Annotated in this window: 13 protein-coding genes, 2 tRNA genes and 1 riboswitch; of the genes, 13 read left to right on the top strand and 2 right to left on the bottom strand. The window is 29.5% G+C overall.

Features of this window, described 5'->3' with window-relative positions:
• Nucleotides 1–7: 7 nt before the first annotated feature.
• Nucleotides 8–559, bottom strand: coding sequence for a GTP cyclohydrolase I FolE (gene folE, locus ACRCZX_RS04765; RefSeq protein WP_438581783.1), 552 nt, complete (start codon nucleotides 557–559; stop codon nucleotides 8–10).
• Between the two features lie 129 nt (nucleotides 560–688).
• On the opposite strand from folE, the gene ylxM reads away from it, so the two are divergent.
• From ylxM to ACRCZX_RS04700, 13 genes are all read left to right on the top strand, one after another.
• Nucleotides 689–1,000: a YlxM family DNA-binding protein gene (ylxM, locus tag ACRCZX_RS04760; RefSeq protein WP_438581782.1), complete on the top strand. Its 312-nt coding sequence runs from the start codon at nucleotides 689–691 to the stop codon at nucleotides 998–1,000.
• A gap of 11 nt (nucleotides 1,001–1,011) precedes the next feature.
• Nucleotides 1,012–2,355 carry a signal recognition particle protein gene (gene ffh, locus ACRCZX_RS04755; protein ID WP_438581781.1) on the top strand — a complete coding sequence of 448 codons (1,344 nt, stop codon included), beginning with the start codon at nucleotides 1,012–1,014 and terminating at the stop codon, nucleotides 2,353–2,355.
• A 62-nt stretch (nucleotides 2,356–2,417) separates the two neighbouring features.
• A complete protein-coding gene (gene rpsP, locus ACRCZX_RS04750) occupies nucleotides 2,418–2,681 on the top strand; it encodes a 30S ribosomal protein S16 (RefSeq protein WP_438581780.1) in 264 nt (87 codons plus the stop codon).
• A gap of 111 nt (nucleotides 2,682–2,792) precedes the next feature.
• A complete protein-coding gene (locus ACRCZX_RS04745) occupies nucleotides 2,793–4,958 on the top strand; it encodes a Tex-like N-terminal domain-containing protein (protein ID WP_438581779.1) in 2,166 nt (721 codons plus the stop codon).
• Between the two features lie 3 nt (nucleotides 4,959–4,961).
• Nucleotides 4,962–7,301: an ATP-binding protein gene (locus tag ACRCZX_RS04740; protein WP_438581778.1), complete on the top strand. Its 2,340-nt coding sequence runs from the start codon at nucleotides 4,962–4,964 to the stop codon at nucleotides 7,299–7,301.
• Nucleotides 7,301–10,096, top strand: coding sequence for an isoleucine--tRNA ligase (gene ileS / locus ACRCZX_RS04735; RefSeq protein WP_438581777.1), 2,796 nt, complete (start codon nucleotides 7,301–7,303; stop codon nucleotides 10,094–10,096). The genes ACRCZX_RS04740 and ileS overlap by 1 nt, the downstream gene beginning before the upstream one ends.
• Before the next feature lie 19 nt (nucleotides 10,097–10,115).
• Nucleotides 10,116–10,574 (top strand): signal peptidase II, encoded by a 459-nt coding sequence (lspA, locus tag ACRCZX_RS04730; protein WP_438581776.1) that lies wholly within the window; start codon nucleotides 10,116–10,118, stop codon nucleotides 10,572–10,574.
• 11 nt (nucleotides 10,575–10,585) lie between these two features.
• On the top strand, nucleotides 10,586–11,458 hold the full coding sequence (gene glyQ, locus ACRCZX_RS04725) for a glycine--tRNA ligase subunit alpha (RefSeq protein ID WP_438581775.1): 873 nt from the start codon (nucleotides 10,586–10,588) through the stop codon (nucleotides 11,456–11,458).
• A 25-nt stretch (nucleotides 11,459–11,483) separates the two neighbouring features.
• Nucleotides 11,484–13,559, top strand: coding sequence for a glycine--tRNA ligase subunit beta (gene glyS, locus ACRCZX_RS04720; protein WP_438581774.1), 2,076 nt, complete (start codon nucleotides 11,484–11,486; stop codon nucleotides 13,557–13,559).
• Nucleotides 13,560–13,610: 51 nt separating this feature from the next.
• Nucleotides 13,611–13,698, top strand: a riboswitch (SAM riboswitch).
• An 83-nt stretch (nucleotides 13,699–13,781) separates the two neighbouring features.
• On the top strand, nucleotides 13,782–14,936 hold the full coding sequence (gene metK / locus ACRCZX_RS04715) for a methionine adenosyltransferase (protein WP_438581773.1): 1,155 nt from the start codon (nucleotides 13,782–13,784) through the stop codon (nucleotides 14,934–14,936).
• Nucleotides 14,937–14,963: 27 nt separating this feature from the next.
• Nucleotides 14,964–15,323 (top strand): arsenate reductase family protein, encoded by a 360-nt coding sequence (locus tag ACRCZX_RS04710; RefSeq protein ID WP_438581772.1) that lies wholly within the window; start codon nucleotides 14,964–14,966, stop codon nucleotides 15,321–15,323.
• Nucleotides 15,324–15,390: 67 nt separating this feature from the next.
• Nucleotides 15,391–15,465 (top strand) — tRNA-Glu (locus tag ACRCZX_RS04705).
• Between the two features lie 4 nt (nucleotides 15,466–15,469).
• Nucleotides 15,470–15,545 (top strand) — tRNA-Val (locus ACRCZX_RS04700).
• An 81-nt stretch (nucleotides 15,546–15,626) separates the two neighbouring features.
• On the opposite strand, the gene ACRCZX_RS04695 is transcribed toward ACRCZX_RS04700, so the two are convergent.
• Entirely contained in the window at nucleotides 15,627–16,133 is a 507-nt protein-coding gene (locus ACRCZX_RS04695) for an OmpH family outer membrane protein (RefSeq protein ID WP_438581771.1), read from the bottom strand.
• Nucleotides 16,134–16,369: the final 236 nt, after the last annotated feature.

The following is a 16,369-nucleotide window of genomic DNA, read 5'->3' as shown; positions in this document are numbered from 1 at the left end:
CTCCTAATTATTTGATTAAGTTTAAAAATTCCATTTTTATATTTTCATTTTGATTGAATATTCCTTTAGCTGAAGTTGTAATAACTTTAGAACCCAAAGCTTTAACACCTCTCATAGTCATACATGTGTGTTCTGCTTCAATGATAACGTAAACGCCTTGGCACTTTAATCCCTGATAAATAGATTCAGATATTTCATTGCAAAGTCTTTCTTGAAGTTGAGGTCTTTTAGTATAAGCTTCAATAACTTTAATAATATCTCCAAATCCAATAATTCTACCGTTTGGAATATATCCAATTGATATTTTTCCAAAGAAAGGTAGAAAGTGATGTTCGCACATTGAATGGAAAGTGATATTTTTTTCAATAACTAAATCATTGCTTTTAACTGGAAATGTTTTTTCTAGAAAAGTGTAAGGATTAATATGAAGACCAGAAAAAATTTCTTTGTAAAAAAGCTCGATTCTTTCAGGAGTATTATCTATAACTTCTTTTGAAATCAGATTATTATTGTTATCTATTTCAATAATAATTTTTTTTATATGTTCTTTTAGATTCACTTAACCACCTCGTAAAATTTGATATATATTAATTATAGCATAGAGATAAAAGTAAAAAAACTTAAACTTTTGTAAAGAAAAAATGCTTGACAAAAATTGTAAGAATAGATATAATATCTTGGTGATGTTATGGAATTGAATGAGATGCTAGAAGTATCTATTTTGCTTGACTATTATAGTAATCTTTTAAGTGAGAGACAAAAGGAGTATTTGTTAGAGCACTTTGAAGGAGATCAATCTCTTACAGAGATTGGAAAGAAGTATAATATAACTAGACAAGCTGTCTATGATAACATAAAAAGAGGAATAAAAATTTTAAGAGATTATGAAGAAAAGATAGGTTTCTACAAAAGAGATCTAGAACTTCTTAAACAGTTGAAAGATTTAAAGAAAGACTTTAAAATTGAAAAACTTGAAGAAATAATCGAAAAAAACTTTTAGTAGGGGTGCCCATGTTAGAAAATTTAGGAAATAGATTCCAAGACATAATGAAAAAAGTAAGAGGTCATGGAAAACTAAGCGAAAGTAATATAAAAGAGGCTTTACGTGAAGTTAGAATGTCTTTACTAGAGGCCGATGTAAACTACAAAGTTGTAAAAGAATTTGTTGTAAAAATTCAAGAAAAAGCTGTTGGAGCAGAAGTTTTGACTGGAGTTAATCCAGGTCAGCAGTTTATCAAGATAGTTAACGATGAGTTGGTAGAGCTTTTAGGAGGAACAAACTCAAGGTTGACAAAAAGTGTTAGAAATCCAACAGTAATAATGTTAGCAGGACTTCAAGGAGCTGGAAAAACAACATTTGCTGGAAAGTTGGCAAAACATTTAAAAAAGCAAGGAGAAAAACCTTTTTTAATAGGAGCGGATATTTATAGGCCTGCAGCTATGAAACAATTAGAAGTTTTAGCTCAACAAGTAGGAGTAGATGTTTACTTTGAAATAGGAAGTAACGATGCTATAGGTATTTGTGAAAGAGGATTACAAAAAGCTAAAGAGTCTGGAGCAACATATCTAATAATAGATACTGCTGGTAGATTACATATAGATGAAAAATTAATGGAAGAATTAAAAGAAGTTAAAAAAGTAGTTAGACCACAAGAGATTCTGTTAGTAGTGGATGCAATGATAGGACAGGATGCAGTAAATCTTGCTCAATCTTTTAATAATGCATTGAGTATTGATGGAGTAGTGCTTACAAAGTTTGATGGAGATACTAGAGGTGGAGCAGCTTTATCAGTAAAAGCAGTAGTTGGAAAACCAATTAAGTTCGTAGGAACCGGTGAAAAAATAGATGATTTAGAATTATTCCATCCTGAGAGATTAGCATCAAGAATACTAGGTATGGGAGATGTTGTTTCATTAGTTGAAAAAGCTCAGGAAGCAATTGGTGAAGAGGATGCAAAGTCTTTAGAAGAAAAAATTAGAACTCAAAAATTTGATTTAGATGATTTCTTAAAGCAATTACAGAACATAAAGAAGTTAGGTTCAATTGGAAATATCTTGAAAATGATTCCAGGTATGGGTCAATTAGGGGATTTAGCTCCAGCTGAAAAAGAGATGAAAAAAGTAGAAGCTATTATTCAATCAATGACAAAAGAAGAAAGAAAAAAGCCTGAGATATTAAAAGCTAGCCGTAAACAAAGGATTTCTAAGGGTAGTGGATCAGATGTAGCTGATATAAATAAATTGCTAAAGCAATTTGAGCAGATGAAAGAAATGATGAAAATGTTTTCAACTGGAAAGTTCCCACAACTTCCTGGAATGGGTGGAAGAAAAGGTGGAATGAAGTTTCCATTTTAAATAGAGATTAGATTAGTGATACCAAAATAAAAAAATAGAAAAAATAAAAGGAGTGATTTTAAATGTTAAAATTAAGATTAACTAGAATGGGAAGCAAAAAGAAACCTGTATACAGAATAGCTGCAATGGAAGCTTTATCAAGAAGAGATGGAAAGGCAGTAGCTTATTTAGGAAACTACTTCCCATTAGAAGATGGAAGAGTATCTCTTAAAGAAGAGGAAATTGTTAAATTCCTTATGAATGGAGCACAACCTACAAGAACAGTAAAGTCTTTATTAGATAAATCTGGTGTTTGGGCAAAGTTCGAAGCTGCAAAGAAAAACTAATTGCATGAATTTAGGTGCCTGAAAAGGCACCTTTTTTTCTGTTTGTGTTAGACATTGATTATTAAAATATGGTATAATACGTTGTAAATTCAACTGTGCAGAGGAGGATTAATGAATACACTCTTTAATAGAATCGCAAAAGAAACAGGATTAAAAGTTGAACAAATAATTAATACTGTTAAACTTTTGGATGAAGGATCAACAGTACCGTTCATCGCAAGGTATAGAAAAGAAATTACTGATAATCTAGATGAAACAAATATTTTAAAAATATCTGAATTAGTGACTTACTTAAGAAACTTAGAGATAAGAAAGCAAGAGGTTATTAGATTAATTGAAGAACAGGGAAAGTTAACAGAGGAATTAAAAATAAAAATAAGTTTAGCTCAAAAACTTCAAGCTGTAGAGGATATCTATTTTCCATACAAGAAAAAAAGAAAAACAAAAGCTGATGTAGCTAAAGAGCAAGGCTTAGAATTATTATCTCAAAAAATATATACTTTTACTTCGCTTGAAGAACTTCAAAAAGAAGCTCAGAGTTTTATAACAGAAGAAGTTGAAAGTGTTGAAAAAGCAATTGAAGGAGCAAAATTAATTGTCGCTCAAAATCTATCCGAAACTTTAGAGTATAGGCAGAAATTAAGAGATGATATGTTAAAAAAGGCTTCTATAAGTGCTAAAAAAAGTAAGAAAGCAGAAGAGTTAGATTTAAAACAACTGTATAAAGATTACTATGAATATACAGAACCTGTAAACAAAGTACTGTCTCACAGAGTTTTAGCTTTAAATAGAGGAGAAAATGAAAATATACTAACGATTTCTTTGAATTTTGAAGATAAAGATAGGAATGATATCGAGAAATATCTATTAAAAGATTTTAAAAATAAAGAGATGAATTTTTTGCATACAGAGATTATAATAGATGCTCTAGATAGATTAATTTTACCTTCTATTGAAAGAGAAGTTAGAAACATATTAACAGAAAAAGCAGAAGATGAAGCAATACTAGTATTTAAAGAGAATTTAAAGAATCTTTTAATGCAACCACCGTTACATGAGAAAAACATATTGGCTTTAGATCCTGGTTATAGAACAGGATGTAAAGTAGCAATTATAGATAAAAATGGATTTTTTAGAGAGAATACGGTTTTCTATCTTGTAAAAGAAATGCATCATGAAAATCAACTTAAAGATGCTGAAAGAAAAATGAAAGATTTCATAAAAAGATATAATATAGATATAGTTGTTATTGGAAATGGTACTGCATCAAGAGAAACAGAAAGTTTTGTTGCAAGCGTTTTAAAAAGTGTTGATACAGATGTAAAGTATTTAATAGGAAATGAAGCAGGCGCTTCAATTTATTCAGCTTCGAAAATAGCTGTTGAAGAATTTCCAGAATTAGATGTAACAGTAAGAGGAGCTATTTCAATAGGCAGAAGAATTCAAGAGCCTTTAGCGGAATTAGTGAAGATAGATCCCAAATCAATTGGAGTGGGAATGTATCAACATGATGTAAATCAGAAAAGATTAGATCAATCTTTAGAAGAGGTAATTCAGCTTGTTGTAAATAGTGTAGGAGTAAATGTAAATACAGCTTCATGGGCATTATTGGCATATGTTTCAGGGGTTAAAAAAGGTGTTGCTAAATGTATTGTCGATTATAGAAAAGATAACGGAAACTTTAAAAATAGAAAAGAATTGTTAAAAGTTAAGGGTTTAGGAGCGAAAGCTTATGAACAGATGGCTGGATTTTTAATAATACTTGATGGAGAAAATCATCTTGATAACACAGTAATTCATCCAGAATCTTATAAAGTAGCAGAACAAATATTAAAATGTGTAGGTTTGTCTTTAAAAGATTATGGAAAAGATTTAGCAAAAGCAAAAGAAATTCTGATAGAATTTGATTATGGAAAGTTTTCTATTGAAAATGGTTATGGTTATGAAACTGTAAAGGATATTTACGATGCATTGGTAAAAGAAAGAAGAGATCCTAGAGATAGCATTCAAAAACCAATTCTAAAATCCGATATATTAAAAATAGATAATCTCAAACCAGGAATGGAACTTGAAGGAACAGTTCGAAATGTTATTAAATTTGGAGCATTCATAGATATAGGTTTAAAAAATGATGCTTTACTTCATATATCTGAAATATCAGATAAATTTGTAGATGATCCAAATAAAGTATTAGCAGTTGGTCAAATCATAAAAGTAAAAATCAAAGATATTGATAAAGAAAGAGAAAGAGTAGGGTTGACTAAAAAGGGGCTTTAAAAGATGAAGATAAAAAACAATTCATTGTTAATAAAAATAATCTTTTATAATGATATCGCAATATTTTTAACTTCAATTTTAATTGCAATAGTTGTAGCTTTGACCTCTTTCCAAGATATGGAAAGAAGGATAGAAGATACAACAAAAAATAAAATGGATTTACTTATGAGTAATTATAAATCTTATTTTGGTGATATTAGAAATGATGTTTATAAAGAGATAGGTAAATACAGAATAAATGAAGGAAATCAACAGGTTGCAGAAATTATAAAATATAATCTTTTAAAAGAAGATTTTAGAAGTTACTATAACTCAGTTATTACTATAATTTCTTCAAAGGGAGAGCTTTTAGGTGAGTATGGAAACAAAGATAATCTAGGAACTTTGACAGAAGATAATATTCATATTTTGTTAGAAACATCCGCAAAAAAAGAATTTGAAACGAATGGATACTACTTGGCAAAAGTACGTGACAAAATTTATGCAAGAATTGTAATTCCTTATGGAAATGAAATGACAACGTACTATTTAGTTGTTTCAATACCAATAAACAAAGATTTTTTAACTTCTTTAACAGAGGGATTAGAATTAAGTTCAAAGGATAAAATATACTTTGTGACGAATACTTCTGATAAAAATGAGCTTCAAGCTAAATATTTCTTTTCTTATAAAATATATAGAGATATATTAAAAAAAGATTATAAAAATTATTATTTGAATAAAAAAATAAATGGGTTATCATATTATGTAGGAATTTACAATTTAATAGGTTATAATGATATTTATTTAGGAAGTTTTGTGATATCACTTTCTAAAGAAAGAATAACCCAAGAGAAACTAATGACAGCTTTATATATTGGGATTTTAGTTCTTTTGATAATGGTTATAAGTTCAACAGTATCCAGTAAGGTTTTGAAAAAACTATTGATGCCTTTAACACAAATAGCTGATTTAGCAGATAAAATTTCGAATGGTCAAAAAGTTGAAGACATAAAGGTTGTAGGTCAAGGAGAGATAAAAACATTATCAGTTTCTTTTAAAGAGATGATTGAGAAACTAAATGTTGCACAAGAAGATTTAACAATTCAAAATAAAGAATTAGTTACAAATATCGAAAAAATAGAAGCAATTGATAAATTGTTGATGGGCATTAATATTGAACAAGACACCTTCAAAACTATAGAAAAACTAGTTTCTGGATTTACTTCAGAAGTTGGACTTGGTTATAGCAGGGCGATGTATTTTAGATATAGTAGAGAAAATGACTATTTAATAGGCCAAGATATTTCTATAAATTCAAGTTTAAAAGAAGATAGTAAAAAAGGATTTAAGTTTCAGCTAAAAAATTTAAAAGAATTAATATTGTTTACCAAAATACCTATAAATAATGATAATTTATTAGCAAAATCTTTTAAAGAGAAAAAAATAATATATAAAAATGATATGGGTTATAAATATGATTTTGGAAATGATGTTCTAAAAGCTGTGGGATTAAAAAATTTCTTTATATTCCCAATTCACGGCGCAGGAAAATATTCTGGAGTAATAGTTGTGGACAACTATACAAAAGATACTCGAATAAATCAAGAAGAGTTGGAACTTTTAAATTTACTTTCAATGAACTTTTCAATAGGAATAAATAATAAAGAAATTGCAATAGATAATATAGAAAATGAACGAGTAAATACAATAGAAAAATTAGCAACAAGATTCTTAAGTCTACGAGGAGATGTTGTTAATCAACTTTTAAAGTGTATTAATTCAGAAAATCCAGGGCAAAAAATAATAGAGGAACTAACAAAAATAAAACCATATTTAGAAAGAATTAAAGAGGATAATGAATCTTTAAAATTCTATTCAGAAGAAAAAGAAACTAAATATGAAGGTGTTTGTTTAGATAAAATCATAAGTGAAGTTATAACTAGCTATAGTCAAAAATTTAAAAATGCAAATATTTCGATATCTTTCTTTAGCACTACAAATGGAACTGTTTTAGGAAGTAGAGATCAACTTAAAAAAGTAATAAAGGAGATTATAGATAACTCATATAATACTCTTTTAAATAAAAAAAATAATAGAAGAATTGATATTATTCTATCTAAAAGAAGAATTAATGAAAAGATAGAGTTGAAAATCATAGATAATGGAGAGGGAGTATCTCCAAATCAATTAGAGAATATCTATGAACCTTTTATAAGTTATTCTACTCAAAGATTAGGACTTGGACTATTCTTTGTACGAAAAATTATAAAGGATCATCGTGGAGTAATTAAACACTTCTCAGAAGAGGGGAATAGTACAGAAGTAAAAATAACATTAAATGTATATAAGGAGGAAGTCTAATGGAAGAAAGAGATTATGCTAAAACGCTAAACCTTCCGAAAACAAGTTTTCAGATGAGAGCAAACTTACCGACGAAGGAACCAAATATTTTAAAAAAATGGGATGAACAGAAGATTTATGAAAAGGGGTTAGAAAAAGGGGGAGAATCATTTATCCTTCATGATGGCCCCCCGTATGCTAACGGTGGAATTCATATAGGTCACGCTTTAAATAAAATATTAAAAGATATTATTTTAAAGTATAAAAGATTAACAGGTTATACAGTACCTTACGTTCCAGGATGGGATACTCATGGTTTGCCAATTGAATTAAAAGTAAGTGAAGAGTTAGGGTCAAAAATGAAAGAAATGTCAGCTCTTGAAATAAGAGAAAAGTGTGCAGAATATGCTAAAAAATGGGTAGAAATTCAAAAAGAAGGATTCCAAAGATTAGGAATTTTAGGAGAGTGGGACAAACCTTACTTAACTCTAAACCCAGAGTATGAAGCAAAGCAACTAGAAGTATTTGGAGAGCTTTACGAAAACGGATATATCTTTAAAGGATTAAAGCCAATTTACTGGTCACCAGTAACTGAAACAGCATTAGCAGAAGCTGAAATTGAATATAAAAATCATATTTCACCATCGATCTATGTAAAAATGGAAGCTAACAAAGAAATCATGGAAAAGTTAGGAATGACTGAGTCTTTACACTTAGTTATTTGGACAACAACTCCATGGACTTTACCAGCGAATACTGGAATAGCTTTAAATGGTGAGTTTGAATATGGGATATATAAAACAGAAAAAGGAAATCTGATTTTAGCGAAAGTTTTAGCAGATAAAGCTTTTGTTGATATGGGAATAGAAGAAGTAGAGTTAGTAAAAGAATTTTTAGGAGCAGATTTAGAGAATTTAACTTATAAACATCCGTTTTTAGATAGAACTGGAAAAGTTGTTTTAGGAACTCATGTAACAGCAGAAGCTGGAACAGGAGTAGTTCATACAGCTCCTGGGCATGGACAAGATGACTATGTTGTAGGAGTTAGATATGGATTACCTATAATATCTCCAATTAACAACAAAGGAGTTTTAACAGAAGAGGCTGGACAATTTGCTGGGTTATTCTATAAAAAAGCAAACAAAGTAATATCTGCTTATTTAACAGAAACAGGGCACCTATTAAGTTATAAAGAGTTTGAACATTCTTATCCACATGATTGGAGATCAAAAACTCCAGTAATTTTTAGAGCTACAGAGCAGTGGTTTATAAGATGTGAAGGTTCTGATTTAAGAGAGAAAGCTTTAAATGCTTTAGATGATGTTAAATTTGTTCCAGATTGGGGAAAAAATAGAATAGGTTCAATGTTAGAGTCAAGACCTGATTGGTGTATCTCAAGACAAAGAACATGGGGAGTTCCAATTCCTATATTCTATAATGAAGCAACTGGAAAAGAGATTTTTGAAAAAGAAATTTTAGATAAAGTAATTGAAATAGTTAAAACCGAAGGATCATCAGCTTGGGTAAAGTATTCAGCTGAAGAATTAATAGGTGAAGAACTATTAGTAAAATATAACTTAAAAGGCTTAGAATTAAGAAAAGAAACAAATATAATGGACGTTTGGTTTGATTCGGGAGTTTCTCATAGGTCAGTATTAGAAACTAGAGAAAATCTTCATAGACCAGCAGATCTTTATTTAGAAGGATCTGATCAGCATAGAGGATGGTTCCAAACATCGCTATTAACATCTATTGGTTCAACAGGAGATGCACCGTTTAAAATGCTTTTAACTCATGGATTCGTAAATGATGGAGAAGGTAAAAAAATGTCAAAATCTGTAGGAAACGTTGTTGCACCTCAGGATGTAATAAAAGTTTATGGAGCAGATATTTTAAGATTATGGTGTGCTTCAGTTGATTATAGTGAAGATGTAAAAATTTCTGATAATATTTTAAAGCAAATGGCAGAAGCTTACAGAAGAGTAAGAAATACAGCTAGATATATATTAGGTAACTCTGCGGATTTCAATCCAGCAACAGATGCAGTAGCGTATGAGGACTTAATGGAAATTGATAAATGGGCATTAAATAAATTAGAGAGATTAAAAAGAGCAGTAACACAATCATATGAGAAATATGAGTTCTATAATCTGTTCCAAGAGATACATTACTTCTCAGGAATTGAAATGTCAGCATTTTATCTAGATATAATCAAAGATAGATTATATACTGAAAAAGCTGATTCAAAAGAAAGAAGAGCAGCTCAAACAGTAATGTCAGAAGTCTTAGTAACATTAACTAAAATGGTAGCACCAATTCTATCATTCACAGCTGAAGAGATTTGGGAAACTTTACCAGAGTCTTTAAAAGATTCTGAATCAGTTTTATTAACTGATTGGTATACAAATAATGATCAGTATTTAAATGATGAATTAGATATGAAGTGGGAAGAAATCTCTAAATTAAGAAAAGATATAAATAAAACTTTAGAGATGGCAAGACAAGGTGAAAATAAGATAATTGGAAATTCTTTAGATGCAAAAGTGACATTGAATTCTACAGATGAAACTTTAGAGAAATTCTTAAAAGATAATAAAGAAGTTTTAGAAGAAGTATTAATTGTTTCTCAATTACTAGTTACTAATGAAAAAAATGATTCATTTGTAAAAGGAGAGGAGCAAGAAAATCTATTTGTTAAAGTTGAACATGCAGACGGAGAAAAATGTGAAAGATGTTGGAAGTATTCTACAAAGTTAGGAACTAATGCAGAACATCCAACAATTTGTCCAAGATGTACATCAGCATTGATTGATTAATTTCTAAAAGAGGTGAGCTGTGTTATACATAGGAATAATAGCTATATTGGTTATTTTAGATCAAATCTCAAAGTATGAAATAGACACTTGGTTGATAGAAGGAGACACATTCCCCTTAATAGGGGAATTTTTCCATCTAACATATGTTAAAAATAGAGGAATAGCTTTTGGAATGTTTCAAGGTAAATTGGATATAATATCTATTTTAACAGTTACAGTAATATTAGGACTGAGCTATTATTTTTATAAAAATAATAAAAAGTTTTCAGTTTATGAAAAATTAGGATATTCATTTATTCTAGGAGGAGCTATTGGAAACATAATCGATAGAATATTTAGAGGTTTTGTTATTGATATGGTCGATTTTAGAGGAATATGGGTATTTGTATTTAATCTAGCTGATGTTTGGATAAATATAGGCGTTATTTTAATAATAATTGATAGCTTATTAGAAAATAAAAGGAAAAAGAAAAATTAGGAGGAAGTAAAATGACATTTCAAGAGATGATATTTGCTCTTCAACAGTATTGGAGTTCAAAAGGGTGTATCATTGGAAATCCATATGATATAGAGACAGGAGCTGGAACATTTAATCCAAATACATTTTTAATGTCTTTAGGACCAGAGCCTTGGAATATAGCGTATGTAGAGCCATCAAGAAGACCAAAAGATGGAAGATATGGAGAAAATCCAAATAGAGTTTATCAACATCATCAGTTTCAAGTTATAATGAAACCATCACCAGATAACATTCAGGAGTTATACTTAGAATCACTAAAGGTTTTAGGGATAGATCCATTGAAGCATGATATTCGTTTTGTTGAAGATGACTGGGAATCACCAACTCTAGGAGCTTGGGGATTAGGGTGGGAAGTATGGTTAAATGGAATGGAAGTAACTCAATTTACATATTTCCAACAAGTTGGAGGTTTAGAATTAGAGATTATTCCAGTAGAGATAACATATGGATTAGAAAGACTAGCATTGTATATCCAAAACAAAGAAAGTGTTTATGATTTAGAATGGGCTCCAGGAATTAAATATGGAGATATGAGATACCAATATGAATATGAAAATTCAAAATATTCATTTGAAATAGCAGACCTAGAAAGTCACTTTAGATGGTTTGACGATTATGAAAAAGAAGCAGATAGAGCACTAAATGAAAACTTAGTAATGCCAGCATATGACTATGTTTTAAAATGTTCTCACGTATTTAATGTTCTAGACTCAAGAGGAGCGATATCTACAACAGAAAGAATGGCTTATATTTTAAGAGTTAGAAACCTAGCAAAAAGATGTGCAGAAGTATTTGTGCAAAATAGAAAAGAACTTGGATACCCTTTACTAAAAAAGAAGTAAAAGGAAAAAAGAGGAGGAATACAAAGTGAGATTACTTTTTGAAATAGGAATGGAAGAGTTACCTGCAAGATTCCTTGTTCAAACTCTGAAAGAGATGAAAGAGAACTTAGAAGGTAAATTAAAAGATAGAAGAATAAAGTTTGAAAAGATAAAAACTTTTGGAACACCGAGAAGACTTGTTGTTTTAGTTGAAGGATTATCAGAAACTCAAGCAGATTTAGATATATTAAATATGGGACCTGCAAAACAGGTTGCATTTGGTGAAAATGGAGAGATTTCAAGAGCAGGATTAGGTTTTGCAAAGTCTCAAGGGGTAGAAGCCACTGATTTAGAGATAATAGAAACTCCAAAAGGTGAGTATATAGCAGTTAAAAAATTTATGAAAGGTGATTTTACAAAAAAATTACTTTCAGAACTATTGAAAGAGCTAGTACTTGAAATCAATTTCCCAAGATCAATGAAATGGGGAGAGAAAAAGTTGAAGTTTGCAAGACCTATTCAATGGTTCTTGGCATTAGTAAACGAAGATGTAATAAATTTTGAAATTGAAGGAATTAAAAGTGGAAGATCATCAAGAGGACATAGATTCTTTGGAAGTAATTTTGAAATTTCAACAATAGATGAATATTTTGAAAAAATAAAAGAAAACAATGTAATAATCAATATTGAAGAAAGAAAAGAATTAATTAGAAAACTAATCAAAGAAAATTGTGAAGAAACAAATGAGCAAGTTTTAATAGATGAAGAGTTGTTAAAAGAAGTTTCGAATTTAGTGGAATATCCATTCCCAATAGTTGGAACATTTAACTCAGATTTCTTAGAAGTTCCTCAAGATGTATTAATAATATCAATGCAAGTTCACCAAAGATATTTTCCTATTTTAGATTTAGATGGAAAACTATTACCTAAGTTTGTAGTTGTTAGAAATGGAATAGAAGGTTCTGATAATGTAAGAAAAGGAAATGAAAAAGTATTATCAGCTAGACTTGCTGATGCAAGATTCTTCTATCACGAAGATTTAAAGAAGCCATTAATTGAAAGTGTTGAAAAATTAAAGCAAGTTGTTTTTCAAAAAGATTTAGGAACAATTTACAATAAGATAGAAAGAGCACAAAAAATAGCAGATTACTTAATACAATCTACAGGAATGGAAAGTAGAAGAGAAAGTATTGAGAGAACTTTACTTTTAGCAAAGGCAGATTTAGTATCTAATATGATCGGTGAAAAAGAATTTACAAAATTGCAAGGATTTATGGGAGCTGATTATGCACTTAAATCAGGAGAATCAGAGTTAGTATCAAAAGGAATAGAAGAGCATTACTATCCTAGATACCAAGGAGATTTATTGCCAAAAGGAATAGAGGGGATAATAGCAGGAATATCAGACAGATTAGATACTTTGTGTGGATGTTTTGGTGTTGGAATTATTCCGAGTGGATCTAAAGATCCATTTGCTTTAAGAAGATCTGCTTTAGGAATTGTGAATATTATATTGGATTCAAATTTAAAAATCTCTTTAAAAACTTTAGTTGAAAGAGCTCTAGATACTCTTCAAAATTCAGGAGTACTAAAGAGAGAAAAAGCTGGAGTTTTAAATGAAGTTTTAGAATTCTTTAAACAAAGAGCTTTAAATGTATTTACAGAGATGGGATATTCGAAGGATGTTGTATCAGCAGTGGTAGATAAAAGTTCAGATAACCTAGTAGATACTTTATTAAGAATAAAGTCTGTGGATGAGTTTACAAAGATGGATAGCTTTAACAATTTAGTTTCATTAATGAAAAGAGTTGGAAATATCTCTAAAGAATTTGATGGAGTAATCGTTAATTCAGATTTATTAATAGAAGATGTTGAAAAAGAATTATTTGAAAAGTCTGAAGAAGTAGCAAGAGTAGCAGAAGAAATGTTATCTTCTAAAAATTACATAGGTTATCTAAATACTATTCTATCAACTGAAGAAGTTATAAATAGATACTTTGAGTCTGTTATGGTAATGGATAAAGATATAACTATTAAAAACAATAGACTTTCTCAGCTTAATTATATTGCAACTATATTTAATAAAATGGTTAACTTAACACTTATTGAAGAAAAAAAATAAAATGGATTGACTTTTTGATAAAAAAAGAGTATAATCACAAATATAAAAATAAATTCATCAAGAGAGACTGAGGGACTGGCCCTATGACGTCTCAGCAACCTACCTTAGAGGTGTGGTGCTAATTCCAGAAAGATGACCTATAAAGAGCCCTAAGCCTTTTATCTTTCTGGAAAGATAAAAGGCTTTTTTTATCTCTTTTGATAAATATTTAGGAGGAATAAAATGAAAAATTTAACTTACTTTACTTCAGAGTGTGTATCACCAGGACATCCAGATAAAATAGCAGATCAAATATCAGATGCAGTATTGGATGCATGTATAAAAAATGATCCTGCAGCAAGAGTAGCATGTGAAGTTTTCTGTACAACAGGACAGGTAATTGTTGGTGGAGAAATAACAACAACAACTTATATAGATATTCAAGAAATTGTTAGAAATAAAATAGATGAAATTGGTTACAGACAAGGAATGGGATTTGACTCTGACTGTGGAGTTTTAAATGCTATTCATTCACAATCACCAGATATATCTATGGGTGTAGATGTTGGAGGGGCAGGAGATCAAGGAATAATGTTTGGAGGAGCAGTAAAAGAAACTCCAGAATTGATGCCTTTAGCTTTAGTATTGTCAAGAGAGATAATTGTGAGATTAACAAAATTAACAAGATCAAAAGAATTGGTTTGGGCTAGACCAGATGCAAAATCACAAGTTACATTAGCTTATGATGAAAATGGAAAAGTAGTAGGAGTAGATACAGTTGTAGTTTCAGTTCAACATAATCCAGAAGTAACACAAGAGCAGATACACAATGATGTAAAAGAGTTAGTGATAAAACCAGTTTTAGAAGCTTATAATCTAAACTCAGATGAAGTTAAACATTACCATATTAATCCAACAGGAAGATTTGTAATTGGAGGACCTCATGGAGATACAGGATTGACAGGAAGAAAGATAATTGTAGATACTTATGGAGGATTTTTCAGACATGGAGGAGGAGCATTTTCAGGAAAAGATCCTTCGAAAGTTGATAGATCAGCAGCATATGCAGCAAGATGGGTAGCTAAAAATATTGTAGCAGCAGATTTAGCTGATAAATGTGAAGTTCAATTATCTTATGCTATAGGTGTAGCAAAACCAACTTCAGTAAAAGTAGAAACTTTTGGAACGGGAAAATTTGAAGAAATAAAATTAGCTGAAGCAGTACAAAATATATTTGATTTAACACCAAGAGGAATTGAAAGAGATTTAGAGTTAAGAAGTGGAAACTTTAGTTATCAAGATTTAGCAGCTTTCGGACACATTGGAAGAACTGATTTAGATTTACCTTGGGAAAGAATAAATAAAGTAGAAGAATTAAAAAAATATTTAAATAAATAAGAATGGATTAAAAAAGGAGATGATACTTTGAAGTATTTATTTTTGAATTATCCAAAGTGCTCAACATGTATAAAAGCAAAAAAATGGTTAGATGAAAATAAAATTCAATTTGAATCAAGGCATATTGTAGAAAATAATCCAAATAAAGAAGAATTAAAAAAATGGTTAGATTTAAGTGGGTTGCCTATAAAGAAACTATTTAACAGTAGTGGATTACTTTATAGAGAGATGAACCTAAAGGAAAAAATAACTAAAAGTAGTGAAAATGAGCTTTTAGAAATTTTATCATCGAATGGGATGTTGATAAAAAGGCCTTTGCTTATTGGAATTGAAAAAGTTTTCGTAGGTTTCAAGGAAGAAGAATGGGAAACTGTTAAAAACAAATAAAAGATATGGACAAATTATAAAAAATATGGTACTATTATTAAGTAGCAATAACGCATTAGCGGAAATTGCCCCGTTCGTTCAACGGTTAGGACAATAGATTTTCACTCTATAGACAGGGGTTCGATTCCCCTACGGGGTACCATTTTGGAAGCATAGCTCAGTTGGGAGAGCACCTGCCTTACAAGCAGGGGGTCACTGGTTCAAGTCCAGTTGTTTCCACCATATAGAAATTTTAAGCACTTAGGTGCTTTTTTTTTATTTCAAATAAAAAAAGGGTTTATATTTTTAAATAGCCCCCATTTTTTATAACTGTTTTTTTAGAAGATTAGTTGTATCTAGTTTATAAGAGTCTCTGTTATTTAAAAAATTAATAACATCATCAGTTAAATCTACTCCTCCAAAAATTGTAGCACTTTTTTCGATAACCATTTCTAAATTTTTCTGTTTTCCAATTAGAATAGCAACAGAATCAATTTCAAATTTGATATCATAAATAAAATTTTGTTGATCTTCTTGAAAATGTCTTTCAGAAATTTCGATTTTGTCTTGAAATTGTTTTTTTAGATTAAGTAATTTCTTTTTATCTGATTCAGTAATTTTAGATTTACTTTTAATAATTTTTTCTTGTTTTAATAAACTTTGTCTTAATCCTTCGATTTCTGAATTTAATTTTAGTCTTTTGTTTTCAAGAATTTCTTCCATGTCATAACGTTTATTATATTGATTAAAAATATATTCCGAATCAATTACTCCGATATTAAGCCCAAAAGCTGAAGTGGTTATAAAAAGTAATAGAAATAAAACATTCATACAATTACTCCTTTTGTGGAATTTTATTCTTATTATACCTTATTTTGCTAATATTTGATATAATATTTAAAAGAAAAATAAAAAAGAGGATGGACGAATGAATAAGAAACTAAAGATACTTTTACTTTTATTACAAATACTTACTATAGGGCTTTCTTTATATTATAAAAAGTTCCTGTTAAGTGTAGCGGTTGTTTTAATGTTAATTTTTAATTTGTATATATTTTTTAAATGGA

This window comes from Cetobacterium sp. (genome assembly GCF_051658645.1).
Classification (GTDB): domain Bacteria; phylum Fusobacteriota; class Fusobacteriia; order Fusobacteriales; family Fusobacteriaceae; genus Cetobacterium_A.
The sequence above is the reverse complement of the archived record's forward strand: the minus strand, read 5'-3'. Positions and strand labels throughout refer to the sequence as shown.

What these genes read in the sequence shown, in the direction of transcription:
- ylxM (WP_438581782.1), top strand. Translation starts at nt 689, where the DNA reads ATGGAATTGAATGAGATGCTAGAAGTATCTATTTTGCTTGACTATTAT.
- ffh (WP_438581781.1), top strand. Translation starts at nt 1,012, where the DNA reads ATGTTAGAAAATTTAGGAAATAGATTCCAAGACATAATGAAAAAAGTA.
- rpsP (WP_438581780.1), top strand. Translation starts at nt 2,418, where the DNA reads ATGTTAAAATTAAGATTAACTAGAATGGGAAGCAAAAAGAAACCTGTA.
- ACRCZX_RS04745 (WP_438581779.1), top strand. Translation starts at nt 2,793, where the DNA reads ATGAATACACTCTTTAATAGAATCGCAAAAGAAACAGGATTAAAAGTT.
- ACRCZX_RS04740 (WP_438581778.1), top strand. Translation starts at nt 4,962, where the DNA reads ATGAAGATAAAAAACAATTCATTGTTAATAAAAATAATCTTTTATAAT.
- ileS (WP_438581777.1), top strand. Translation starts at nt 7,301, where the DNA reads ATGGAAGAAAGAGATTATGCTAAAACGCTAAACCTTCCGAAAACAAGT.
- glyQ (WP_438581775.1), top strand. Translation starts at nt 10,586, where the DNA reads ATGACATTTCAAGAGATGATATTTGCTCTTCAACAGTATTGGAGTTCA.
- metK (WP_438581773.1), top strand. Translation starts at nt 13,782, where the DNA reads ATGAAAAATTTAACTTACTTTACTTCAGAGTGTGTATCACCAGGACAT.
- ACRCZX_RS04695 (WP_438581771.1), bottom strand. Translation starts at nt 16,133, where the DNA reads ATGAATGTTTTATTTCTATTACTTTTTATAACCACTTCAGCTTTTGGG.